Genomic DNA, 22,486 nt, shown 5'->3' with positions numbered 1-22,486 from the left:
TCGCGCCTGTACGTGTTCGCGGTGATCGAGCATGCCAGCCGCCGGATCCGGATCCTCGGCGCCACTGCGCACCCCACCGCATCCTGGGTGACGCAAGTCGCGAAGAATCCCGTCATGGACCTCGAAGACGCCAGCTGCCGGGTTGAGGTTCCTGATCCGGGACCGGGACGGAAAGTTTCCCGCCCTGTTCGACACCGTCCTCAACGATGCAGGGATCGAGGTAGTACTCAGCACAGTACGGATGCCGCGCATGAACTCGATCATGGAACGGTGGGTGCAGACCTGTCGGCGCGAGCTGCTGGACCGCACCCTGATCTGGAACCAGCGACACCTGCTCCACGCGCTAAGCGAGTTCGAAGACTTCTACAACTCCCACCGGCCCCATCAAGGCATCGCCAACGCCCGCCCGCTACGCCCCTTGCCGAGGCCGATCAGCGATCCGGAGCAGATCATCCACCTCGACATACGACGACGCCAACGACTCGGCGGCATCCTCCACGAGTATCGACATGCCGCCTGAACTGGGCGGATGAGCTTCTCGGCAGGCGCAGGCTGACCCGAGGAGCCAAACGCTGAACTGGCTGATTCAGCTCTCCGATCATTGCGGGGCAGTCCCAGGGGCCTGGAACCGGCGGCACGGGGTCGCGGCCGGTGTTCCTTCACAACTTCTGGCAGGCGGACCGGATCTCTTGCAGGAGTGTCTGGTAGTCCTCACCGTAGGCGGCCACGGCCGCGTACACCGCGTCCAGGGCCGCCTGGAGCGGGTCGGCGCCGAGCAGCGCGGGCAGGGCCATGTGGGGCTGGGACATCCGCAGGGACGGGTCCGGCTCGCCGAACGTGACCCTCACCGTGTACGGCGCCGCTTCCCCGGGCTGCGGTGTCGGTGGTGCGGCACGGTCCGGCGGCTTCACCAGGGCGGCCGCAGGGCCTGTGATCCGCGGGAGCGAGGCGGGCTCGGGCATCGGCGTGTATGCGTCGCTGTGGGCGGGCGGCTGGAAGGGGGGCCGCTTGGGCGGGACGGCCCGGGCGACGGTTCTGTCGGGGACTCGTGGGTCTGCTTCCAGGGCCCGCCACGCCTGGGCCGGGTCGTCGAGGGGCGGCGGCAGCGGGCGGCCCTCGGCCAGGGCGGTAAGCCCTGCGGCGATCCAGTCGAGGTCGGTGAGCCCGGCCGCCTCACAGGCGCGGCGTGCGGCCAGCAGCGCTGTTGTCCGCTGGGTCTCGGGCGTGGCGGCATCGATGGCGTGGACGAGGGCCGGGTCGAAGGCGAGCAGGCCGCGCACGTTGCCACCGACCTCGCGCAGGGCGCGGCTCGGCGATCGTCCGCCCCACTGCCACCGCTCGTGGGCGAGCCTGCGTTCTTCCTCGGCCTGTTCCTGCGCGAGGCGGGCCTGACGCTCGGCTTCGGCGCGTTCGGCCGGTGTGGGCGGAGCGGGCTGCCGACGGGCGTAGTCGTGCCAGTACGCGGCCATCGCCGAGGTCTGTTTCAGGACGCGGTCCGGTGCGGGCGGAGCGGGCCAGAACTGCAGCAGGTAGCGGTCCAGTTGCGGCTCGTCGTCCAGCCGGGTGTCCTGGCGGTGTGCCTCGTCCATGCCCTGGGCGCAGTAGCGCACCCGGTAGTCCGTCTCTTCCAGGTCGAGGTCCCAGGAGGCCTCCCCCGCCCACTGCACGAGAGCGCTGCCGGCCGAGACAGGACGGAAGGACGCCTCCACGACGTCCTCCCACGCCGGGTCCAGTAGCGGGGCCTGGTCGTGCACCTCGACGGTGAAGCCGACGCTGCCCGTGTGCAGCCCGGTCGACAACCACAGCGCGCCCGGTACCGCGGCCCCGCACAGACCGGCCCTCTGCCCGGCAAAAGATTCCTGAAGGTCCGGGCCAAAACTGTCCGGGTCACTCTCGACATAGATCTGGCCGTAGTGCACGTGGACTTCGCCCTCAACTGGCCTGCGCACCCTCATCCCCTCGCCGCCGAGAACGCCTGACACCCGGCAACCTACGGCACGGCACTGACATGGCGCCGTGCCGGTCTTAGCGTAGCTAAGGGTTGTCCCGTAACTGCTGGTCACAGGTGAGATGATCTTGCCGTGGCTGGTGTGATCACGGCGTCGGAGCCCTCCTGGATGGCCCCGTTCACCGGGCTGAGCCCGCGCCGGTTCGGCAAGCTCATCACCGCACTGCGGCGTGAGGGTGCGGATCCGGTGCACAAGGGCCGGCCCTGGAGCCTGCCGCTGGAGGACCGGGTCCTGCTGGTCGCCGCGTACTGGCGCACGAACCTCACCCTGCGCCAGCCGGCCCCCTTGTTCGGGGTGTCGAAGTCGGCGGCCGACCGCATCATCGACCACCTCGGGCCCGCGCTCGCGCTCCAGCAGCGCAGGCGGTTCCGCAAGGACACCGTGCTGATCGTGGACGGCACCCTGGTCCCCACCCGCGACCACACCGTCGCCGAGCAGTCCAAGAACCACCGGTACTCCACCAACCACCAGGTCGTCATCGACGCCGACCCCGGCTCGTCGTCGCCGTCGGCCGGCCGGTCACCGGCAACCGCAACGACTGCAAGGCATGGGAGCTGTCCGGAGCCAAGGACGCCGTGGGCCACACCACGGTGATCGCGGACGGCGGCTACCGCGGCACCGGCCTGGTCATCCCGCACCGCCGTGGCCCCGGGCAGAGCCAACTCCCGGACTGGAAGGAAGAGCACAACCGCTCACACCGCAAAGTCCGCGCCCGCGTCGAGCACACCCTCGCCCGCATGAAGACCTGGAAGATCCTCCGCGACTGCCGCCTCAAAGGCGACGGCGTCCACCACGCCATGCTCGGCATCGCCCGCCTGCACAACCTCACCCTCGCCGGATGAGAGACAACGACGCTGGTCAACCGGCACGCCGTAGATCATTTACGGGACAACGCTTAGCCTCGCCGTTTCGGTTGGGGCGATGAGGCGTCGTTGAGGGGCAACTGCCGGGTGGCTGACGCGTTTTCGGTGTTGGGACATGGTGGAGACCCGGCGCGGTGGTCGGGTTCTCCAGGGTCTTTCGGGTCGTGGGCGGTCAGGGGCCTGCCGGTCAGCCGACGGGACGGGGCAGTGCGGCGAGGCGACGGAAGGCCGTGGCCAGTTCGGTTCTCCAGGGCCAGGTCGCCGATATCCGCAAGCGCAGGCGTCGGCCGCCGCGGGTGAGGCGGGCAGCGACGTGCAGCAGCCGGTAGCGGAGCTTCTTCGGCTCGGCAGTGGCCAGCTCCCCGTCCAGCAGCAGGACGCGCGTCCAGGCCAGCAGATCGATCGCCGCGAGGCTGAGTTCGAGCCAGACGGCGTTGACGTTGAAGTCGCGGGAGGGGAAGCGGCCGAAGCCAGTGGTCTTGCCGCACCGGGTGTGGTCCTCAACGCTGGCATGCCCGCGGTGACGGGCCTCCAGGAACTGGGCGGATCCGCCCCCGGAGTAGGGCGTGTCGGTGAGGAACACCTGATGGCGCAGGCCCTCGTCCTGGTCGAACAGGGACAGCTGGGCTCCGGGGTGCGGCCGCTCGCGGCGCACGATGATGCGGGTGCCGACCGGATAGCCGGCCAGGTCGACCATGCCGGTCAGCTCGGCGACCTCGGCACCGTCACGCAGCGTCCCGTCCTGGTCCAGGGCGGGATGCCAGAGGCGGTCGGGCATGGTCCGGACAACTCGGCGGACCGGCTCGGTGATGGCGTATCCGACGGAGAAGAAGGTACGGATTCCTCGTTTCCACAGGTCGCGGACATGGGCGAGGAAGGCTTTCGCGGATCCGGCACTGTCGGCGCGGATGAGGATGTCGGTGCCGTGCCGGTGAGCGTCGGGGATTTGCGCGAGCGCCTGGTCGAGCACCGTGATGTGATCGGCGGCGGTGTTGGCTCCGGAGTTCCCGGGCCGCAGCCGCCCCGACACGGCCTCGCCGGTGTTCGCGAGGAAACACAGCAGCGGGTGGAAGCCGAAGCCGCCCTTGTAGGTGGGTGCGGCCTGCTCTTTCTCGGAGTGGCAGGTCACCAGCGTGGCGTCGAGGTCCAAAACCAGGCCGGAAAGTTCTCGTCCGCCGGCCCGAGCAGCGGGTATGCCCGCGCCGGTCCCGGCGGCCTGCATCCAGGCGACTTCCCGGGCTGAGGCGCGGGCCGTCCGCAGCGAGGCGAGTGCAGTTTCGTCGGTGTCGGCGAGCAACCGCCAGGCCGTGGGCGTGGAGGCGACCGGGCCGAACACCCCTGCCTGGTCCCGCAGCACGGCCAGATCCGCGATCGCCTCACCACCGTCGGCGAGCATCACCGCAAGGTCCGTGGCGACCCGGCCCGGATCATGCCCGGTCCCGCGCGGCCGAAGCGACCTGAGTGGGCGTTAAGTCCGATCTTCCTCAGTTCGTGATCGCTCGATCGTGGTAACGATCGCCGTATGGGATGACCGGTGGGCATGTCCATGTTGAGATGCGGGGCGTGAAGAGAGAGCCGTACCTCAACGATTTATCGGACGAGCAGTGGGCGTTGATCGAGCCGATGATCACGGCCTGGAAGCAGGACAGGGTGGCGCGGTCGGCGACCGGGGATCCAGGGTCCTGCGAGCTGAGGGAAGTCGTGAACGCGATCTTCTATCAGAACCGGACGGGCTGCCAGTGGCGTCTCCTGCCGCACGACTTCCCCGCCTGGTCGGCGGTGTTCTACTACTTCGGCCTGTGGCGTGAGGACGGGCTGGACCAGCGGATCCAGGAACTCCTGCGCTGCCAGGTGCGGGAGAAGGCCCGCCGATTAGAGGACCCGTCCCTCGTGGTCATCGACACTCAGTCGGTCCGTGCCGCGGCGGGCGTCCCGAAGACCACGACGGGGCTGGACGCGAACAAGAAGGTTTCGGGGCGCAAGCGGGGACTGGCCGTCGACGTTCTGGGGCTGATCATCGGCGTCGTTGTCCTGGCCGCTTCCGCGCACGACAACGCCGCCGGCACCGCCCTGCTCGACCAGGCCGCCGAGCGGTGCGGGATGCGACTGGAGAAGGCCCTGGTGGACCAGGGCTTCAAGGACGAAGTCGTCATCCACGGCGCCCTGCTGGACATCGAGGTCGAGGTCGTCCGCCGCGACCCTGCCGACCAGGGCAAGGGCTTTGTCCCGCAGCCGAAGCGATGGGTGGTGGAGCAGACGAACGGCACGTTGATGCTGCACCGGCGTCTGGCCCGGGAGTACGACCACCGGCCCGACACCTCTGCCTCACGCGTCTACTGGGCCTCCACCGCGAACATGGCCCGCCGCCTCACCACCCCAACCCCCACCTGGCGCGACACCCTCAAGCTGGCCGCGTGAACGTCTCCGAACTCCTGGCCGGCCCTCAGGCGCAGCAGGACGAGACCTCCGCCCGGGCCGCAGAGCTACGGAGCCAGATCGAGCACCTCACCGCCGCCCTGTCCGAGACCGAAGCGCGACTCACGGACCTGGCCACCACCCGCAAGGTCATCACGGAGCTTGCTCCTGCAGGAACCGATCCCGACGCATCCGAGGCGAGCACGGCCTACCAGGCCATCGTGAACGCCTTCAACCAGCATCCCGACCAGGAGTTCCGAGCCCGTGAGCTGCACAAACTCCTCGGCATGCCCACCGACGAGGCATCCGTCAACATCACCCGCAGCCGACTGGGCCGCCTCACCCGACAAGGCTTCCTCACCCAACCCGGACGAGGCCGCTACCAGAAACGGACTTAACGTCCACTCAATCTTCATGCGACACACCGAGGTCGTGGCGCATAGCGGTTCTCATAGTTCGGAGCATCTCCCAGATCTCATACTGGGCCTGGGCCGCGGACTCGATCGTTTCGCCTGGTTCGGGGGCACCGCGTTCGAGACGCTTGACCTGGCCGTAGACCTTGTTCAGGGCTTGGTTGACGACACTCGCTCGCCTGAGTACTTCTTCGGGGGCGATCATCTGTGCTTCGGAGTATCGATCCCGGTGCGCGTTCTTCGCTTCCTCGAGTGCGTCGCTGTCGGCGTCCTCCGCGCCTCGTTCCCTCATGACGTGCAGGTGGCGGTTGAGTGCGGTGGTGAACTGCCGAGCATCCCGGTTGAGTTCCACATAGCAGGTGCGTCGCAGCGAACGGGCCTCGCGGACCTCCTCATGGTCTCGAACGAGCTCTATCTCCAGGCGCTTGGCTCGTTCGGAGCCGCGCTGAGTGAGTAGCGCCCCTCCCAGGGTTCCTGCGACGCCTGCGACAGCGATGATCACTGAGCTGAGATCCACCGACGTACCCCGTGAAATCCTTTGGCCTCGTGCCCGCTGCACATGGCCCAGGCCGTCAAGTTTGCCGCTCCTCGGTGCGCCGCGGTTTGGTGCCCTTCTTGTGGTGGGCGGGGCGGCTGTATGCCTCGCCGGTGGCCAGGACTCTGCCCAGGTCATGACGGGTGGCCGGGCGGTGGTTGTTCGAACCCGGCGGCCGGCCAGGCCCCGGCTCACCGGCACAATCAGCAGGGGGGTGCGGCAAGGAGGACGGTGGCCGCCGGGTGGTAGGGGGGCCAGCACCACCCCCGTCCGGGCAGCCAGCCGGATGGTCCGCGGCGCCGGCCCTCCGTAGCGTTCTGGCCATGGAGATCACGAAGAGTGCGCGGTGGGGCCGGTCCGGACGGTGGCGTGCGGGGCTGGCCGTGGCCGGGGTCGCCGCAATCGGGACCGCATCGCTTCTCGGGCCGGGCACCACGGCCGAGGCCATGGGTGCCGGCGGCGGGGACGCGCGGTCGCGGCTGCAGCGGGACGCGGACGCGGTACGGGACACGGGAGCCACCGGGCTGACGGTGCTCGCCCGGGACGCGGCCGGGCGCGAGACGCAGGCCCGGTCCGGCACCGCGAGCCTGAAGGACGGAGGCCGGGTGCCCTTCGACGCCTACTACCGCATCGGCAGCGACACCAAGACCTTCACGGCCGTGGCCGCGCTCCAACTCGTCGGCGAGGGCACGCTGAGCCTGGACGACACCGTCGAGCAGTGGCTGCCCGGGGTGGTCGCCGGCAACGGCAACGACGGCAGCCGCATCACCCTGCGCAACCTGCTCCAGCACACCAGCGGCCTGGCCAATTACACGGACATCGCCTTCGAGGACCCGGCGGAGCTGACGCCCGAGCGCTTCCACGCACAGCGGTTCCGCTCACAGACCCCCGAGGAGCAGGTCGCCGTGGCGATGGAGCACGCCCCCGGCTGGCTGCCGGACGCGGACGATCCGGGCGCCGAGACGCAATGGGCGTACTCCAACACCAACTACGTGCTGCTCGGGATGGTCATCGAGAAGGCCACCGGCAACCCCTGGGCGCAGGAGGTGCACGACCGGATCATCGAGCCGCTGGGGCTGCGCCGCACGCTGATACCGGACACCTCGCCGTACGTGCCGATGCCGACGGCCGCCGGGTACACGCAGTTCCCCGGCCGGGACGACCTCACCGACACCACGCTGGCCGTGGGCGGCGGCGCGGACGGCGGCATCATCAGCACCACCCGCGACATGAACACCTTTCTGCGCGCCCTGATGGGCGGCCGGCTGCTGCCGCCGGAGCAGTTGGAGCAGATGCGCACCACCGTCCCGGCGCCCGGCTACGCCACCGACGGCAGGACCCGCTACGGCCTCGGCCTCGCCTGGCGCCCGGCCGAGGGCTGCGGGGGCGGGATCTGGTATCACGGCGGCACGTCCTTCGGCACCGCCTCCGAGACCGCCGTCACGCCCGATGGCCGGGTGTCGGCCGCGGCCGCTGTCTTCACCACGCGCTTCGGTGACGAGAAGCGCTTCCTGAAGCAGGCGGAGGCCGCGGTCCGCCTGCTGGACCGGGCGGTGTGCGGCGACCGGAAGCGCAGGTGACCAGGGGCGCACACCCGCAGAAGACACCGCTTGATTTCTTCGATAGCCGACGGCAGACCGTACCGATGCTGCAAACGGGCCATATCCCAGTCCAAACTGGCCCTGTGTGAAGCGTCCCTGGGCGAGTCGATGGTAGGCGGGTCATTGTGGGTGAGACACTTCGCCATCCGGTGCGCTGTCACCGGCGGGCCGTGTCCACGGCTCCGCGAGGCCCTCTCCCCCGTGTGGGCCATCGCCCGCGAGGCGGGCAGGTACCCCCCCCGATGCCTGTCCGCCCCGCGCCCCCACCGCTCGGCTTCCCATCAGGACCAGGGGAAGGGACGGGCGGAGCGTGGTGGAGGCGCAGCCGGGAATCGGGGCGGATCGTGTCCTGCCTTCCGCCACGGCGCGCCGCCGGCCCCACGCCGACCCTTGCCCAGCGCCCGGCCCGCGACGTACGGCCCGCTGGCAGCCCCGCGTCCGCGAACGCGCCCGCCGCCAAGCCGCCACCACCACCGGGCTTGTCATCGATACCCGCGCCCGGTTCGGATTCACCGCCGCGCCCGGTTCGGATTCACCGCCGCGCCCGGCACCACCGACGACGCTCGTATCCGTTATCTGACTCCGGCCCTGCCCACAGTACGCGGCCCGTCTCTTCGACGCCCAGGACGCCGGCGCCGGCGAACAGCAGCTGCGCACCCTCGCCGCCGAAGCGCTCGGCGAGGTGTACTTCCGCGACGGCGGCCGCCGCCCCCACGGCCTGGAAGTCGAATTACTGAGCGAATCCGGCCTCCGGCCCCGCAATTCACAGGTCGGATTCGAGGTGGTCAACGTCGGTGACGACAGTCGCGGAGCACGACCACGGAAAGCGAACTGCGCCCTTCACCATGCGGGCGGCTACCGCCCGGCCGCCGGTACCGAACGAAGGGAGAACGGGCCCGCCAGTGAACTGACGGCTCCTCATCCGCCGAGCTGTCAGCGATCGCCCATCACGGGTGGCCGGGCATGCCGCCGCAGCAGGCGACGGTGTCCGTCTGGTCGGCGCCGGCGAGGGGTGTTACGGCGAGCACCGCTGCCAGTGCCACGAGCACGCCGAGTACGGCTTTGCGCACTTTCTCCTCCTGATCGTCGGTATGTGGTACCGCTCGAGACGGTCACTGATTCAGATGCGTGAAACAAAGGTCTGGTTGTACGGGAGTTGCGGCTCGTGCGGGAGCGCACCCGCGCCTGATAGGTCCCAAGGGAGAACTCCGCGCCGCCACCGGTCTCGCCGACCGCACGGTGGCCTCAACGGCCGCAGCACAGTCATCCCAAGCGTCAGGAAGAAAAACACCTACTCAGAGGTCGTTTTCGCCTGGACTGCCCGTGTATCCAGCGGTTTTCAGGCCGCCGGGTTGTGGTGCTCGTGCTGCTGGAGATGCGGGCTGATTTTTGCTGGTCAGATGGGGTGACAGGTGAAGCGGGAAGTGTCTTGTGCCTGTCTCATCCCAGGACGCCCGGTCTTCGCGGCCGCGTGCTTCCGTTGGCGTCGCTGTGCGCCTGGGCGCACTCGGTCCGCGGCGGTACGCCGGAAGCATGCCGATGCGACGCCCGTATCCGAGTGATCTGTCCGATGCCCGCTGGGAGTTGATCGAACCAGTGCTCTCCGCCTGGCGCTTCGAGCGCCGCGGCAGGGCCCTGGACTTCGGCCGGCCGCCGGAACATGACCTGCGCGACATCATGGACGCGATCTTGTATGTGGACCGCACCGGGGTCCAGTGGCGCTACCTCCCACACGACTTCCCGCACTGGAACACGGTCTACGGCTACTTCGCCAAGTGGCAGCAGGACGGCGTATTCGCCCAGCTCAACGGTCTGCTCAGGAAACTTCTACGGGAGAAGGAAGGACGGGACGGCGAGCCGTCGGCCTGCGTGATCGACGCCCAGAGCGTCAAGACTTCCACCAGCGTCCCCGCCTCCGGCCAGGGCACCGATGCCGGGAAGAAGATCGTGGGACGCAAGCGGAGCATCGTCACCGACACGCTCGGACTCCTGCTCGCGGTGCTGGTCACCGCGGCAAGTGTGCAGGATTCCGTGGACGGCACCCGTCTCCTGGACCAGGTCGCCGCCGAGCACCCCGGCATCCGCAAGGCCTGGGTCGACGGCGGCTACCGCCAGCACCTCGTCGAACATGCCGCCACCCTCGGCATCGACATGGAGATCAGCGCACGCACACCCGGGACCAAGGGCTTCACCCCGATCCCGAAGCGGTGGGCGGTCGAGCGCACCTACGGCTGGCTCATGCTCCACCGCCGCCTCGCCCGCGACTATGAAAGCCTGCCCACCCGCTCCGAAGCCATGGTCCACCTCGCCATGACCGACCTTATGGCCCGCCGCCTCACCGGCGAGAACACCATCTCCTGGCGCGACCCGACACCACAGACCAAACAGCCGATTCCGGGATGAAGCATCGGGCGAAAACGACCTCTCAGAGGGCGTTTATACAGGTCAAGACCTATATGCGGCTCTCGCCCCTGACCCGCTTTGAGGGCCTTCATCCCATAGGCAGCGAATGACGCTCTCCACGATGGATGCTCGGTCATCCGTCTCGTTCGCTTCTACACCTTGAAGTCCGTCTGGTTTGAAGTTGCCGCGGAATCGCCCAATGAACAGCGGAACCGAGCACTCCGCCTCACCCGTGATCACGCTACGTCGTGAGCGAGCGCAAGCCATACCCCAGCGACCTGTCCGACGCCCGATGGGCCCTGATCGAGCCGACGCTGGCGGCCTGGAGAAAAGCCCGGCTCGACCGCAGACCAACCGGGCAGCCGGCCAAAGTCGATTTACGGGACGTCTTCAACGCGATCCTCTACGTGAACCGTACCGGAATCCCCTGGAAATACCTCCCACATGACTTCCCGAACCACGCCACCGTCCACGCCCACTACGCAGCCTGGCGCGACGAAGGAATCCTCGCCCAGCTCAACTACGACCTGACCGGACTGGCCCGCGTGAAGGAAGGGCGCAAGCCCGAACCGACCGCCTCCGTGACCGACACCCAGATCGTGAAGACTTCCACCAACGTGCCCGTGACCAGCCAGGGAACGGACGCCGCGAAGAAGACCGTCGGCAGGAAGCGCGGCATCCTCACCGACACGATCGGCCTCATACTCGCCGTGACCGTCACCGCCGCCGGCCTGTCGGAGAACGCCCTGGGAATCCGCCTCCTCGACCAGGCGAAGGAGACGTACCCCACCATCTCCAAGAGCTGGGTCGACACCGGCTTCAAGAACGCCGTCGTCGAGCACGGCGCCCGCCTCGGAATCGACGTCGAAGTCGTCAACAGGAACCCGGAGGCCCGCGGCTTCCAGGTCGTGAAAAGGCGCTGGGTGGTCGAGCGGAGTATCGGTTGGACCATGATGCACCGCCGCCTCGCCCGCGACTACGAGACCCTCACCGCCAGCTCCGAGGCCATGATCCACATCGCCTCGCTCGACAACCTCACCAGGCGCATAACGGACGAGACGACACCCACCCGGCGAGGAACGCACTAGGACGTAAACGGCAAGTTGCCCACTTCGAACGCCCCCTCAGAAAGCGGGCTGGGAGCCGTCTTTGCTGTGCCGAGCTACGAGTTCGTCCTCGATTCGCCGCAGCGTGGCGTTGACGATCTTGATCGTAGCGGGGTCATCGACGATGCCGCGAAGAGTTCGGTCCCAATTGTCGCGTAGGCGCTGGAGATTCTGGTTGGCCTTCTCGGTGGGGTACAGGCGCACACCTCGAGCGTTGCGGTCGTCTGTGACGCGGTTCACAAGGCCTCGCTTCTCCAAGCCGCGCAGTACGCGACTGAAGTTGCTCGATGGAAGCAGCGCTGCTTCCGCCGCCGCCCGGGCAGAGGCGCCAGGGTTGCGATTGATGAACCGCATGACACTGATCTCAATCGGCGTGCACGGCTCGAAGGCAGGGTCAGTCGGGGGTCGCAGCTGCCGACTCACAGCGAAGATCAGGTCGGCCAGCTCATGCAAGCTCGATGCGTGGACATCATCTCTCATGGCGCGAGGGTCTCCTATCAAGTAACAGCTATCACCTGATAGGATACAAGGGATGGCGGTCGCTCGGCTGCAGATCGCGACCGCGCTGCACGCAACCATTCCCTACTCGCACATGAGGATACTTCCCATGGACATCAACGGATCCGTAGTGCTCGTGACTGGAGCGTCATCGGGCATCGGAGCTGCTACTGCACGGGCCGCTTCTGAGGCCGGCGCGCGGGTAGCGCTCATCGCCCGCCGCGAGGAGCACATCCGGCGGCTTGCCCTGGAACTTGGCCAGCCCGTAGCCATAGCTGTTCCCTGTGACGTGACCGACCGGACGCAAGTCCAGAAAGCCGTGCAGGCAACGATCCAGAAGTTCGGACAAATCGACGCCCTCGTGAACAGCGCAGGTCAAGGGCTCCAGGCCAGCATCGACGCTATCGATCTCGACGACTTCCGAAGTATCCTCGAGCTCAACCTCGTCGCACCCTTGATGATGACGCAGGCGGTCCTTCCGCATATGCGTAAGCAGGCGGCCGGAGCCATCGTAAACGTGGGCTCCGGCATTGTCTGGTCCACCCTGCCCGGGTCCGGCGCGTACTCCGCTTCCAAGGCCGCCCTGCAAAAGCTCACGGCCATCGCCCGCGCGGAGCTCGCAGGCGAAGGCATCACCGTGTCAATGATGTTCCCCTCGATCACCGAGACCGAGTTCGTCGGAACGGTCCGCGGTGACGTCGAAGGGGCACGTCGGATGGAAACCGCCAGCGGGTTGGTGCCACACTCACCCAAGAACGTCGCCGATGCCATCGTTGGTCTGCTCAAGAGTGGTGCCGCGCAGGCCGACTTGCTCCCGGAGGAGTTCGGCGGCACGCTCAAAAGCTAACATGCGAGACATATCCGGCCACTGAACTCTTTTCGGTAACGCTTCGTGACGCGTTGTGATCTTCGTTCAGGTGGTGCGGCCGTGTTCGAGCTGGAGAAGGACGAGGGCGGCGCGGGCGATCCGGGCGATGGCCGCGGGGTCGAGGCTGACCCGGCGTAGGGCCTTGAAGGTGACCTTCAGCAGGGCGTTGGCGCGTTCGGCGACGACGTGGACGCCTCGGATCACGGCGTTGAACGCCTTTCCATGCTCGGCGGGTTCACTGCCCCTGGGCTTCTTGACTGGGTGCCAGAAGCCGCCTCCGGTGTTCTCGTAGCCGAGGTCGGTCAGGGTGGGGATGCCCAGGCCGTGGGCGCGGGTGGTGTCGTGCTCGCGGCCCGGGCGGACCGGAGAGATCCAGATCGGCCAGCCGTCCGGGGCGGAGATGACCTGTACGTTCCCGCCGTAGTGCTTGTGTTTGCCGGACCACCACAGGTCGGTGCCGTTGGGGCCGGGGGCGGCAACGCGGTCGGTGCGGATCACGGTGCCGTCGAGGTTGAGGTGGGTGTAGCCAGCCGCGACGGCTCGCTCCAGGGCGGTGGCCAGGTCGGGCGCGTGGTCAGCGAGCACGGTCAGCCCTTCGTGGAGGTAGCGGTAGGAGGTCGGTGCGGAGACGCCGTTGTCGCGGGCGAGTTGAGTGACGCGGGTTCCGTCGACGAACCAGCGCAGGATGAGCACCGCCTGCTTGAAAGGGCCCAGGGCGCGGGTGTTGTTGCGGGTGCCGAGCCGCTCGCGGTGCTGTTGGAGGAGCCGGGCGAGGAACTCGGCGGTGGTCCTGCTGACGTCGAGGACGGCGGTGCAGGTGATACTGGAGGGCACATGAAGCCTTTGGTCTTACGGAACTTGATCTTCGCAGACCCGTTCCTGCCAGGGGCTTCACGTGTATCTGACGCCAGATCACCACTCTCGGTCCCAGTGATCGCCCACGGTCACGCACCGCAACCATCATGTTCCCGAAAAGGACCCAACGGTCTCGCGGCGCTGTCGAATCGGCGCCGCCCGCCTGAACCTCATCGTGTGACCGCGTTGCTCACACGATGAAGGGCGCTCTGCCTCCGTAGGCGCGCTGTTCCGTGCTCAGGGGCTGGGTCCGGGGGTTATTCCGGGCTGTCGATTTTCCGGTAGAAAGCGAGGAGGGCGTTCGCGAGCCGTTCGGGTGCTTCCATCGCCGCGTAGTGGCCGATGCCGTCGAGCGATGCGGAACTCACGTCCTTGGCGACTTGGCGTAGCGTCGCCGGCGTGAAGTCTCCCGACCCGCCGCCGATGGCGAGCACGGGCATGGTGAGCTGCCCGGAGGCCAGTTCTCGGATTTCCTCGCCTTCGCGGAGCATCGACCGGTAGAGCCCGGCCGCACCCTTGAACGCGTCGGGTCGCGTGTAGGAGCGGGTGAGTTCGTCGATGTCCTGGTCGGTGAACGCGCCAGGGGTGGCGCTGAGGGAGGGCAGGGCGTACTCGGAGAGGAATGCGCGCTCTCGTCCGGTGAGCAGCATCTCCGGGATGCCGGGGGCGGCGAGGACGCCGATGTGCCAGGCGCCGCCGTGGGTGACGTCCGCGAGCATTTCCAGGCCGAACCCGGGCAGGCCGGTCTCGATCGCCGTATAGCTGCGCACCAGGTCGGGGTGTGCGGCCGCGACACGGAAGGTGGTGGGACCGCTGATGTCCTGACCCGTCAGGTGAACGGGGCCGAGGTCGAGCAGAGTGATCAGTTCGCTCAGGTCCCGGGCCGCGGTCGCGCTGTCGTGCTCTTCGGTGGCGGTGGCGGAGTCGCCGAAACCGCGCAGGTCGGGAGCGAACACGCGGTGGTGCGCGCTGAGCAGGGGGATCAGCTTGTGGAAGACCCACCAGGTCTCCGGGAAGCCATGGACCAGCATGACGGGGGATCCGGCGGTTCCCGCCGAGACGTAGTGAAGCTCTGTGCCGTTGAGGCTGACGCGGTGGTGTTCGAGGGCCGGAAGGGTGGCGCCGGGGGGCGTGGGGGCCATTGGTTTCCTCCATTTGATCGACAACCTGGTTGCCAGCCTATAGGTCGACAACCAGGTTGTCGACCCCGGCGGGATTCTCGTATGATGCGCCTTATGACACGGTCACCAGGCGCTGAGCTTGCGCTGCTGCTGCTCGGCGGCTTCCAGTCGATGGTGGACGACGTAGTCGGCGAACTGGCGAGCCGCGGACACGAAGGCGTGCGCGCATCCCACGAGTTCGCCCTGCGCGCCATCGAGGAGGGAGCGGACACGGCCACGGAACTCGGCCGCCGGTTGTCGGTGTCCAAGCAGGCCGCCGCCAAGACGATCGCCGCCCTCGAGCGACTCGGATACGTCGAGCGGGAGACCGACCCAAGCGACGCACGTGTCAAGCGACTTCGCGTCACGGCCCGCGGCCACGACATGACGACTCTCGGCGCGACGCTCTTCACCGAGGTGCGTGACCGCTGGGCGGCGCAGATCGGAGCCGAGCAGCTCGATGCCCTCGAAGCGCACTTGGCCCAGCTCACCAAGAACCGGCCGGCGGGCACGGAGGGCCTCGCACGACTCGGCGGGGATCTCGGTGAGGCGATCTGACAACGCGGGCTGAAGGTCGCCTTCAAGGCCCTACGCCGGGTCGGCCTCGACCCTGCGGCCACCACCCGGATCGCCCGCGCCGCCCTCGTCGTGCTCCAGCTTGAACACGGCCGCACCACCAAGATCACAACGCGTCACGAAGCGTTACCGAGAAAAGTTCACTATGTGCGGTCACACCGCTATCGCGATGTGTACACCACGGCGTTCGAGACTGTGCGCGTGAAGGTCCGCAGTGAGCTCGTCGAGCTGTTCCCGGAGCCGCTGCGCCGTGAGGCGTTGCGGCAGACCGGGCTGCACCTGGCCGGTTCAGGTTCCCTCGATGCCTTCGCCGTGCGTCTCGTCGAGCAGTCCGAGGTCACCCAGGATTTCGGGACAGGCGCGCTGTTTCGCACCAGCATCGAGAGCATGTTCAATAAGGTGCGTGCCATGGCGTCGAAATGGCCCTTGGAGGTGCTGACGCCAGTCAGTGGGCAGTTCCTGGTCGGTAACAATCCGGCGGTGTCCGTGCGCACGGACATCACGCCTTGGTCGTACAACATGGCCTTCGGTGACGCGCACTCCATCGTCTTGCCCATCACTCCCCGCCATCTGCTGGCCCTGGGAAGGGAGAACATAGTCGACACCATCCCCCGGACTCTCATGGACAAAATCAACCCCGTGCAGATCCGTGCTGCCGACCGCTACGTCTACATGCATCCTCGGAGCAGGAGGCTGGAGACGTTCGCGAGGGAGACGGCGAGGCGGTGGCGAGCGGACCGCGTGAGCCCCTACCGCGCGTCGGCGTCGAGCTCGAGAAGCAGGAGGTCGTAGACCGGGCCACCGGGCACGTGCGGTACGGGCCCGCGTAGGTGTAGCCGAGACGGTCGTACAAACTGCGCGTCGGTGTTGTCCGGGCGGATCAGGAGCGAGACGTGGTCCGGGTTGATGTCCTTGAGGAGCGCAGGGTGAAGGCGGGAGCCAATGCCCTGGGCCTGAGCCGGAATGACGGCAAGCTCGTACAAGCCCATGAGACGGCCCGCGCGAACGTGTTCGGGGATTTCGGGGAGCAGCTCGCCGTACTGGTACTCGGGCGTGCAGGGGAAGGCGTAACCGACCATTGTGCCTGTTCTGTACGGGTGACCAGGGGCCGCGACTGCAGTGCCTGGGCACGCGGTCCCTCTCGCCTGCGTCTCGTGGCGCCTCCTCGTTGGACCGGGCGCAGCGACGTCGTGGCAGGCGATCGGCGGGCGTCAGGCCGGGATTTTCCCTTCGAGGAAGGCCGCAGTGTCGTTCTGGAAGGTCTCTATCCACTCGCCGCGTCCCTCGTGCAGAGGGTGACCGACCGTGGGGATTCCACGGCGGCACAGGTCTCGCAGATCGAGTGCGGTGACATCCTCTCCGTACTGCAGCCATTGGTCCACCCGAGGCCGGTCACGACGCCGGACGGGCAGGGTGCGCCCGCCCGGCGTCATGACGTGATCGTCAGACGTGCCGGGACGGCGGGCCGAACCACGTCCGCAGCGCTGCGGCGAGTTCGGCGGGTTCGGTGCCTGCCCACGCCACGTACCCGTCGGGGCGGACCAGGACCGTCTCGCGTGGCGGGGCCCCAGGTGCGGCGGTGACGGTCAGCAGGTCCACCCGGCCGGACCAGGGCGAGGCCGTGTCCGCCAGCGTGTCCGCCTCCGGCGGGCACAGCAGCATCGGCCTGCCGTGGCGCGCCCGCTCCGCCAGCCGCACGGAGCCGCCGTCGGCGTTCACCCGGAGGTCGGCAACCCACCTGCCCGTCGACGGGTGCCCGCCTGGTGCGGCGGACGGGTAGACGACGTCGGAGCCCGACATCATCGCGGCGATCCGGCGGGGCGCCGCGGGGTCCGCCAGCAGGTCGCCGAGCACTTCGCGCAGTGCGGTGACGTCGGCCCCAGGGGCCAGCAGTGCCGACTGCGCCCTGCTGGAGCTCATCACCCTGCGTCCGGCCAGGTGGCGTTCGGCGTGGTAGGTGTCCAGCAGGCCGGGCGGCGCCCAGCCGGCCAGCTCGGCGGCCAGCTTCCAGCCGAGGTTGGCCGCGTCCTGCAGGCCGAGGTTGAGACCCGGTGCGCCGACCGAGGAATGCGCGTGTGCCGCGTCGCCCGCCAGGAAGACCCGGCCCCGCCGGTAGTGCTCCGCCAGGCGCGAACTGGTGCCCTTCCGGCAGCGCAGCAGGTGCGAGCCGGTGCCGGTCGGCCGGCGCATCGACACCTCTCGGCCGGTCACGCGGGTCACCGCCGAGCGGACCTGGTCGAAGGTGACGGGCTCGTCTTCCTCCGGCCTGCCCCACTCCATCGTCACGACCCGGTGCGTGCCGGGACCGGCCGGGACGCAGGCGAACACGCCGTGCTCGGTCCGCCGGTAGGTGAGGCCGACGGGGGTGGAGTGGTCGCCGGTCAGCTCCGCCAGGTGCTCGTCGGAGAGCACGGCGTCCGCGGCGTAGGTGAGCGGATACGGACTGCTCGTTCCCGTGAAGGCGATGCCCGCCTGTCTGCGGACCCTGCTGTGCGCGCCGTCGCACCCGATCAGGTACCGGGTGCGCACCGTGCCCGTGGTCAGCCGCACCGTCACCCCGTCCGCGTCCTGCTCGAAACCGACCAGCTCGCTGCCGCGGCGGATCTCGGCGCCCAGCTCCAGCGCCCGCTCCTCCAGCCGTGTCTCCAGGTCCCACTGGTGGACGGTGAAGCCGTACAGCTGGTTCTCCGGCCAGTCGTGCAGGCGCAGTGTCATCCCGCCGTAGAGGTAGGCCTCCAGCGGCCGGGGTGGTTCGGTGTCCCCGGTGATGCGCTGGTACAGGCCGCGGTGGTCGAGCAGCCTCACGACCTGTCCCACGATGCCGCCCGCCTTGGGCTCCCGGGCGCGCTCGTGCGCGCTGTCGACCACCAGGGGCCGCACGCCGGACAGGTGCAGTTCGGCGGCCAGCATCAGACCGACCGGGCCTGCTCCCACGATCACCACGTCGGGGTCTTCGGTGACGAACTCATTCACCAGTGCTGCTCCATGTCTGTTGGCGCATGCGCCGGTTTTGGCCGTGCGCGTGAAAACGAAAGCGGTGCCATCGGCGGCGGTCAGCGGAAGTAGTGGCCGGCCTCCAGGTCGGCCAGGAGTCCGGGCTCGCGGGGGAACCAGCCCAGCAGGTCCTGCGTGTAGGCGCTCGAGGCCGGCTGGTCGACGGCGAGGAGGCCGCCGAGGAAGCCGAGTCTCTCGGCGGGCAGCGACGCGCTGGGCAGACCGAGGTGCCTGCCGATGGCCTGGGCGACGGCCAGGATGGGTACGCCTTCGTCGCCGACCGCGTGCAGGACCGATCCGGCGGGGGCGTCCTCCAGTCCGGCGTGGAACAGCCGGGCCGCGTCGAGTACGTGCACGGCAGGCCAGCGCTGCGATCCGTCGCCGACGTAACCGGAAACGCCGTCCCTGCGCGCGATGGCGACGAGCTGGGCGATGAAACCGGCGTCGCCCTCACCGTGCACGGACCGGGGCAGCCGTACCACGCAGGACCGGACGCCGTGCCGGGCGAGGTCGAGCACGGCGCGGGCGTTCGCCACGCGCACCGCGGCGGGACCGTCCCCGGCGGATTCACTGCGCTCGGTGGCGAGAACGCCGGGTTCCGCCGGGGTTCCCGACGCCACCACCAGGGGCTTTCCCGAACCGGCCAGCGCCGCCCCCAGTGCCCCGAGCACTTCCCCCTCCTCCTTCACCGACTGTTCGAACCGGGAGAAGTCGTGGTCGAAGGCCAGGTGGATGACGCCGTCGACGCCGCGGGCCAGTGCGGCCACGGCGTCGAGGTCCGCCACGTCGCCGAGGACCGGCTCGCCCCCGGCCGCCGCCACGGCACGCGCCGAGGAGTCCGACCGGACGAGGCCGACGACCTGGTGTCCGGCGGCGAGGAGTTCGCGCAGGACGGGGGAACCGATCCAGCCGGAGGCGCCGGTGACGAAAACGCGCATGAGTCGCTCTCTTCCACAGTGATGGGACTTGGTCCCGTCAACGTAGCACGGTGACGGGACCAAGTCCCATCGCCTATCCTGGGCGCATGAGCCGCTGGGAGCCGCAAGCGCGGGAACGACTTGTACGCGCCGCCGTGGAACTGTTCGACGAGCACGGTTACGACAACACCACCGTCGTGCAGATCGCCCAGCGGGCCGGCCTGACCAAGAGCACCTTCTTCAGGCACTTCCCGGACAAGAGGGAAGTGCTCTTCGCCGGCCAGGACGCGCTGTGCGAACTGCTGGCAGGCGGGATCGACGCCGCGCCCGATGAGGCGACGCCGCTGAGCGCCGTCGCGGCCGGCCTGGAGGCGGCGGCGGGCAACTTCACCCCCGAGCTGCGCGCGATCGGCCCCGCCCTGCGCGCCGTCGTCGAGAGCAACAGCGACCTGCGGGAGCGGGAGGCACTCAAGCACCACTCCTTCGTCGACGCCATGACGCTGGCGCTGCGCCGGCGCGGCATCGCCGACCCGGCGGCCGGGCTAGCCGCCTGGCTGGGCGTCCTCGCCTTCACCGACGCCTACGCGTGCTGGGTCGATCCCGCGTGCGATCAGGAACTGACCGCACTGCTCCGCCTGAAACTCCGCGAATTGCACGCGGCCATTTCCTCCCTCGACTGAACCCTGCGCTTGCCGATAACCTCACCCGCCCTGGTCGGAGCTGGTGTGCGGGATGTCGAGTGCGGTCGGTCGAGTCTGTGCCGTCGCGCGGCTGTCGATCAACGCGGCATGATGACCAACCGTGCTGTTGCGACTGGCCTGCTTGGGCATGGCGAACACGTTCGCCATGCTGCGCCTACTACCGATGAGCGATCGGGACAAGGACATGGAGATCCTCGCCCTGCGCCACCGACTGCCGGCGCTGGAGCGCCAACTCGGTAAGGAGAGGGCGTGCTTCAGCCCGAGCGACCGGGCTTTCCCGACGGCGCTGCTGTACCGGCTGCCGCGGAACGTGCTGCGCAGGCTGCTGGTGCGGCCGGACACGGGGCTCCGTTGGCACCGCGACCCGGTCGCCCGCCGCCACGCCGCCGAGTCCAGGCCGAAGCGCCCGGACCGGCCCCGCACCGTGTGCTCCATCCGCGCCTTGGTGCTGCGCCTGGCACGGGAGAATCCCACGCGGGGCTACCAGCGCCTCCACGGCGAGCTGCTGGTGCCGGGCGTGAAGGCCGCCGCCTCCACGGTCTGGGAGATCCTGCGGGAGGCCGGGATCGACCCGGCGCCCCAGCGGACCTCCTGCACGTGGGCCGGCTTCCTGCGCTCCCAGGCCGACGCGCTGCCGGCCTGCGACTTCTTCGAGACGGTCCCCCTTGACCAGGACACGACCGTAGGTGTTCGCCGTGATCGAGCACGCCGGCCGACGGATCCGGATTGGGCGCGACCGCGCACCCGACGGCCTCGTGAGTGGCGCAGGCCACGAGGAATTCCGTCATGGGCCCGGAGGATGTCGACCGCCGGGCGCGGTTCCCGATCCGGGACCGCGAAGGAAGTTGCACACCCGGACAATGCCCGGCCGCACCAGCCCGCTTATGGCGGGCTCGGTCCGCCCACACTGTCCCGCTATCGCACCCCACCGCGAGCCGTCGCCGTCCTCGTCGCACAGGCCGGTGCCTGCCAGTTCACCGAGGTGACCTGGCGACAGCGCAGCAAGGGCGCGATGACCTCACGCTTCGCGGTGCTGGAGGTCCGGCCCACAGGCAAACAGTCCCTGGCCGCGGCCCAGGAGGCGGGCGGCGGCCGCAACCGGTGGGACGGTGTCCTGCCCGCCCGGACGCTCCTGGTGGAGTGGCCGGACCTGCAGGACGCTCCGACCGGCTACTGGATATCGAACCTGCCCGTCACCACACCGGTCGCCGACCTGGTGCGGTGGGCGAAGATGCGCTGGCGCATCGAGCACGACTACCGCGAACTCAAGCACGGCCTGGGACTGGACCACTTCGAGGGCCGCACCTGGCGCGGCTGGCACCATCACGTCACCCTCGTCACCGCCGCCCAGGCCTTCCTCACCCTCCGGCGGCTCGACCCAAAAGCCCACACACCGGCCTGACCCTCTACCAGGTCCTCGACTGAGGCTGATCCCTTGGAGTGGACACCTTGACAATGGATCTTGACGGTCCAGGGAGGGATGTCCAGGTGGGACGCAAGTCTCCGTATCCGGAGGAGTTCAGAAAGGACGCGGTAGCGCTCTACCGTGCCGCGGCCGGGAAGCGGACGTACGCGGCGGTGGCCGCGGATCTCGGTATCACCGCGGAGTCGCCGCGGACGTGGGTCCGCAAGGACGAAGCCCGGGCCGTGCTTGGACGCCGCGACGCGGGCGGCAGCGAGGTGGAGGAGCCGGCCCGGTTGCGGGCGGAGAATGCCCGGCTGCTCAAAGCCGAGCAGGAGTGGCGCCTCGAGCGCGAAATCTTGCGCCGGACAGCCGCGTATTTCGCCCGGGAGATGAAGTGACACCCTGCCGCTGGATCTTCATCTCCGACAACCGCGCCGAATTCGGCGTCAAGCGGATCTGCCGGGTGCTCGGGGCATCCCGCGCCGGCTGCTACCGCCACCTGGCCACCGAGCCCGCCCGCGCCGAGCGCCAGGCCGAGGAGAAGCGGACCGTGGACGAAATCCGCTCTATCCACCTCGAGCACCATGGTGCCTACGGCGCCCCGCGCGTCCATGCCGAGCTGCGGGTGAGAGGGCACAGGATCAACCGCAAACGCGTGACCCGGCTGATGCGGGTCAACCACATCGTCGGCCGGCACCTGCGGAAGAAGAAACGGACGACAGTCGCGGACAGGACCGCGCCGCCCGCGCCGGACCTGGTGATGCGCGACTTCACCGCCGACACCCTGAACACCAGGTGGTGCGGCGACATCACCTGCATAGCCGTCGGCACGACGTGGCTCTGCCTCGCCACGGTGATCGACATCTGCTCGAGGAGGGTGGTGGGCTGGTCGATCGCGGACCACATGCGCACCTCGCTGGTCATCGACGCGATCGAGATGGCCGTGGCAGCCCGCGGCGGCCGGGTGAACGGTGTCGTCTTCCACACCGACAGGGGCGCCCAGGGCGGATTCAATCGGTCGTCGCAACACCTTGATTTCGGAGGTGTTCAAGATTGCTACGGAGGACTGGAGCAGGAAGACCGGCGACGCGCCCGAGCGACTTCGGCGGCAGTGGCGTGCTGACCGGGCGCTGAGGCCGGCGATGCGCTCGCCTGGCCGGCCTGATC

At 68.8% G+C, this 22,486-nt stretch carries 19 protein-coding genes and 8 pseudogenes; 16 read left to right on the top strand and 11 right to left on the bottom strand.

Features of this window, described 5'->3' with window-relative positions:
- Positions 1-520, top strand: a pseudogene (locus ACFXAE_RS34325) (integrase core domain-containing protein); the annotation flags it as partial.
- Between the two features lie 139 nt (positions 521-659).
- On the opposite strand, the gene ACFXAE_RS34320 reads toward ACFXAE_RS34325, so the two are convergent.
- Positions 660-1,955, bottom strand: coding sequence for a hypothetical protein (locus ACFXAE_RS34320; RefSeq protein ID WP_384722976.1), 1,296 nt, complete (start codon positions 1,953-1,955; stop codon positions 660-662).
- A gap of 126 nt (positions 1,956-2,081) precedes the next feature.
- Between ACFXAE_RS34320 and ACFXAE_RS34315 the strand changes: the two are divergent.
- Positions 2,082-2,851 (top strand): annotated as a pseudogene (locus ACFXAE_RS34315) (transposase).
- Positions 2,852-3,059: 208 nt separating this feature from the next.
- Here ACFXAE_RS34315 and ACFXAE_RS34310 read toward each other — a convergent pair.
- Positions 3,060-4,334, bottom strand: a pseudogene (locus tag ACFXAE_RS34310) (IS1380 family transposase); the annotation flags it as partial.
- Positions 4,335-4,435: 101 nt separating this feature from the next.
- On the opposite strand from ACFXAE_RS34310, the gene ACFXAE_RS34305 reads away from it, so the two are divergent.
- Positions 4,436-5,290, top strand: a complete 855-nt coding sequence (locus tag ACFXAE_RS34305) for an IS5 family transposase (RefSeq protein WP_384722973.1) — start codon at positions 4,436-4,438, stop codon at positions 5,288-5,290.
- Positions 5,287-5,685, top strand: a complete 399-nt coding sequence (locus ACFXAE_RS34300) for a hypothetical protein (protein ID WP_384722970.1) — start codon at positions 5,287-5,289, stop codon at positions 5,683-5,685. Before ACFXAE_RS34305 ends, ACFXAE_RS34300 begins: the two co-directional genes overlap by 4 nt.
- 7 nt (positions 5,686-5,692) lie before the next feature.
- Here ACFXAE_RS34300 and ACFXAE_RS34295 read toward each other — a convergent pair whose 3' ends face one another.
- The gene (locus ACFXAE_RS34295; protein WP_384722967.1) at positions 5,693-6,202 is read right to left on the bottom strand and encodes a hypothetical protein; all 510 of its coding nucleotides are present in this window, start codon (positions 6,200-6,202) and stop codon (positions 5,693-5,695) included.
- Between the two features lie 356 nt (positions 6,203-6,558).
- Between ACFXAE_RS34295 and ACFXAE_RS34290 the strand changes: the two genes are divergently transcribed.
- Both ACFXAE_RS34290 and tpg read left to right on the top strand, forming a co-directional pair.
- Positions 6,559-7,815, top strand: coding sequence for a serine hydrolase domain-containing protein (locus tag ACFXAE_RS34290; RefSeq protein ID WP_384722964.1), 1,257 nt, complete (start codon positions 6,559-6,561; stop codon positions 7,813-7,815).
- Between the two features lie 263 nt (positions 7,816-8,078).
- Positions 8,079-8,560, top strand: a pseudogene (tpg, locus tag ACFXAE_RS34285) (telomere-protecting terminal protein Tpg); the annotation flags it as partial.
- A 223-nt stretch (positions 8,561-8,783) separates the two neighbouring features.
- Here tpg and ACFXAE_RS34280 read toward each other — a convergent pair.
- On the bottom strand, positions 8,784-8,906 hold the full coding sequence (locus tag ACFXAE_RS34280; protein ID WP_384722979.1) for a hypothetical protein: 123 nt from the start codon (positions 8,904-8,906) through the stop codon (positions 8,784-8,786).
- A gap of 463 nt (positions 8,907-9,369) precedes the next feature.
- On the opposite strand from ACFXAE_RS34280, the gene ACFXAE_RS34275 reads away from it, so the two are divergent.
- Together ACFXAE_RS34275 and ACFXAE_RS34270 are read left to right on the top strand one after the other, a co-directional pair.
- Positions 9,370-10,239: an IS5 family transposase gene (locus ACFXAE_RS34275; RefSeq protein WP_384722961.1), complete on the top strand. Its 870-nt coding sequence runs from the start codon at positions 9,370-9,372 to the stop codon at positions 10,237-10,239.
- Positions 10,240-10,487: 248 nt separating this feature from the next.
- On the top strand, positions 10,488-11,327 hold the full coding sequence (locus tag ACFXAE_RS34270; protein ID WP_384722959.1) for an IS5 family transposase: 840 nt from the start codon (positions 10,488-10,490) through the stop codon (positions 11,325-11,327).
- A gap of 36 nt (positions 11,328-11,363) precedes the next feature.
- Here ACFXAE_RS34270 and ACFXAE_RS34265 read toward each other — a convergent pair whose 3' ends face one another.
- Entirely contained in the window at positions 11,364-11,825 is a 462-nt protein-coding gene (locus ACFXAE_RS34265; protein WP_384722956.1) for a MarR family winged helix-turn-helix transcriptional regulator, read from the bottom strand.
- A gap of 52 nt (positions 11,826-11,877) precedes the next feature.
- On the opposite strand from ACFXAE_RS34265, the gene ACFXAE_RS34260 reads away from it, so the two are divergent.
- The gene (locus tag ACFXAE_RS34260; RefSeq protein WP_384722954.1) at positions 11,878-12,690 is read left to right on the top strand and encodes an SDR family oxidoreductase; all 813 of its coding nucleotides are present in this window, start codon (positions 11,878-11,880) and stop codon (positions 12,688-12,690) included.
- A 66-nt stretch (positions 12,691-12,756) separates the two neighbouring features.
- Here ACFXAE_RS34260 and ACFXAE_RS34255 read toward each other — a convergent pair whose 3' ends face one another.
- Both ACFXAE_RS34255 and ACFXAE_RS34250 read right to left on the bottom strand, forming a co-directional pair.
- Positions 12,757-13,545, bottom strand: coding sequence for a transposase family protein (locus ACFXAE_RS34255; protein ID WP_384722951.1), 789 nt, complete (start codon positions 13,543-13,545; stop codon positions 12,757-12,759).
- Positions 13,546-13,823: 278 nt separating this feature from the next.
- Positions 13,824-14,708 (bottom strand): alpha/beta fold hydrolase, encoded by an 885-nt coding sequence (locus tag ACFXAE_RS34250; protein WP_384722948.1) that lies wholly within the window; start codon positions 14,706-14,708, stop codon positions 13,824-13,826.
- Positions 14,709-14,801: 93 nt separating this feature from the next.
- On the opposite strand from ACFXAE_RS34250, the gene ACFXAE_RS34245 reads away from it, so the two are divergent.
- The 3 genes and pseudogenes from ACFXAE_RS34245 (at position 14,802) to ACFXAE_RS34235 (ending at position 16,094) form a co-directional block, all read left to right on the top strand.
- Positions 14,802-15,284, top strand: a complete 483-nt coding sequence (locus ACFXAE_RS34245; RefSeq protein ID WP_384722945.1) for a MarR family winged helix-turn-helix transcriptional regulator — start codon at positions 14,802-14,804, stop codon at positions 15,282-15,284.
- A gap of 9 nt (positions 15,285-15,293) precedes the next feature.
- Positions 15,294-15,401, top strand: a pseudogene (locus ACFXAE_RS34240) (IS5/IS1182 family transposase); the annotation flags it as partial.
- Positions 15,375-16,094 carry a DUF4238 domain-containing protein gene (locus ACFXAE_RS34235; RefSeq protein ID WP_384722942.1) on the top strand — a complete coding sequence of 240 codons (720 nt, stop codon included), beginning with the start codon at positions 15,375-15,377 and terminating at the stop codon, positions 16,092-16,094. The pseudogene ACFXAE_RS34240 and the gene ACFXAE_RS34235, both read left to right, overlap by 27 nt.
- Here the strand turns inward: ACFXAE_RS34235 and ACFXAE_RS34230 are convergent.
- The 3 genes from ACFXAE_RS34230 to ACFXAE_RS34220 form a co-directional block, all read right to left on the bottom strand.
- Entirely contained in the window at positions 16,052-16,381 is a 330-nt protein-coding gene (locus ACFXAE_RS34230) for a hypothetical protein (protein WP_384722939.1), read from the bottom strand. The two genes, ACFXAE_RS34235 and ACFXAE_RS34230, sit on opposite strands and share 43 nt — an antisense overlap.
- Before the next feature lie 364 nt (positions 16,382-16,745).
- Complete coding sequence (locus tag ACFXAE_RS34225) at positions 16,746-18,275, bottom strand: FAD-dependent monooxygenase (protein WP_384722936.1); 1,530 nt, start codon at positions 18,273-18,275, stop codon at positions 16,746-16,748.
- A gap of 80 nt (positions 18,276-18,355) precedes the next feature.
- Positions 18,356-19,234: an SDR family oxidoreductase gene (locus ACFXAE_RS34220; RefSeq protein ID WP_384722933.1), complete on the bottom strand. Its 879-nt coding sequence runs from the start codon at positions 19,232-19,234 to the stop codon at positions 18,356-18,358.
- A gap of 86 nt (positions 19,235-19,320) precedes the next feature.
- Between ACFXAE_RS34220 and ACFXAE_RS34215 the strand changes: the two genes are divergently transcribed.
- A complete protein-coding gene (locus ACFXAE_RS34215; protein ID WP_384722930.1) occupies positions 19,321-19,893 on the top strand; it encodes a TetR/AcrR family transcriptional regulator in 573 nt (190 codons plus the stop codon).
- A gap of 21 nt (positions 19,894-19,914) precedes the next feature.
- Here the strand turns inward: ACFXAE_RS34215 and ACFXAE_RS34210 are convergent, their stop codons facing one another.
- Positions 19,915-20,061, bottom strand: coding sequence for a hypothetical protein (locus tag ACFXAE_RS34210; RefSeq protein ID WP_384722927.1), 147 nt, complete (start codon positions 20,059-20,061; stop codon positions 19,915-19,917).
- Here ACFXAE_RS34210 and ACFXAE_RS34205 point away from each other — a divergent pair.
- From ACFXAE_RS34205 to ACFXAE_RS34195, 3 pseudogenes are all read left to right on the top strand, one after another.
- Positions 20,015-20,757: pseudogene (locus ACFXAE_RS34205) on the top strand (integrase); the annotation flags it as partial. The gene ACFXAE_RS34210 and the pseudogene ACFXAE_RS34205 sit on opposite strands and share 47 nt — an antisense overlap.
- A gap of 7 nt (positions 20,758-20,764) precedes the next feature.
- A pseudogene (locus ACFXAE_RS34200) lies at positions 20,765-21,316 on the top strand (transposase); the annotation flags it as partial.
- 86 nt (positions 21,317-21,402) lie between these two features.
- Positions 21,403-22,322 (top strand): annotated as a pseudogene (locus ACFXAE_RS34195) (IS3 family transposase); the annotation flags it as partial.
- Positions 22,323-22,486 lie beyond the last annotated feature (164 nt).

It is taken from the genome of Streptomyces sp. NPDC059454 (assembly GCF_042749965.1).
GTDB lineage: Bacteria > Actinomycetota > Actinomycetes > Streptomycetales > Streptomycetaceae > Streptomyces.
The sequence above is the reverse complement of the archived record's forward strand: the minus strand, read 5'-3'. Positions and strand labels throughout refer to the sequence as shown.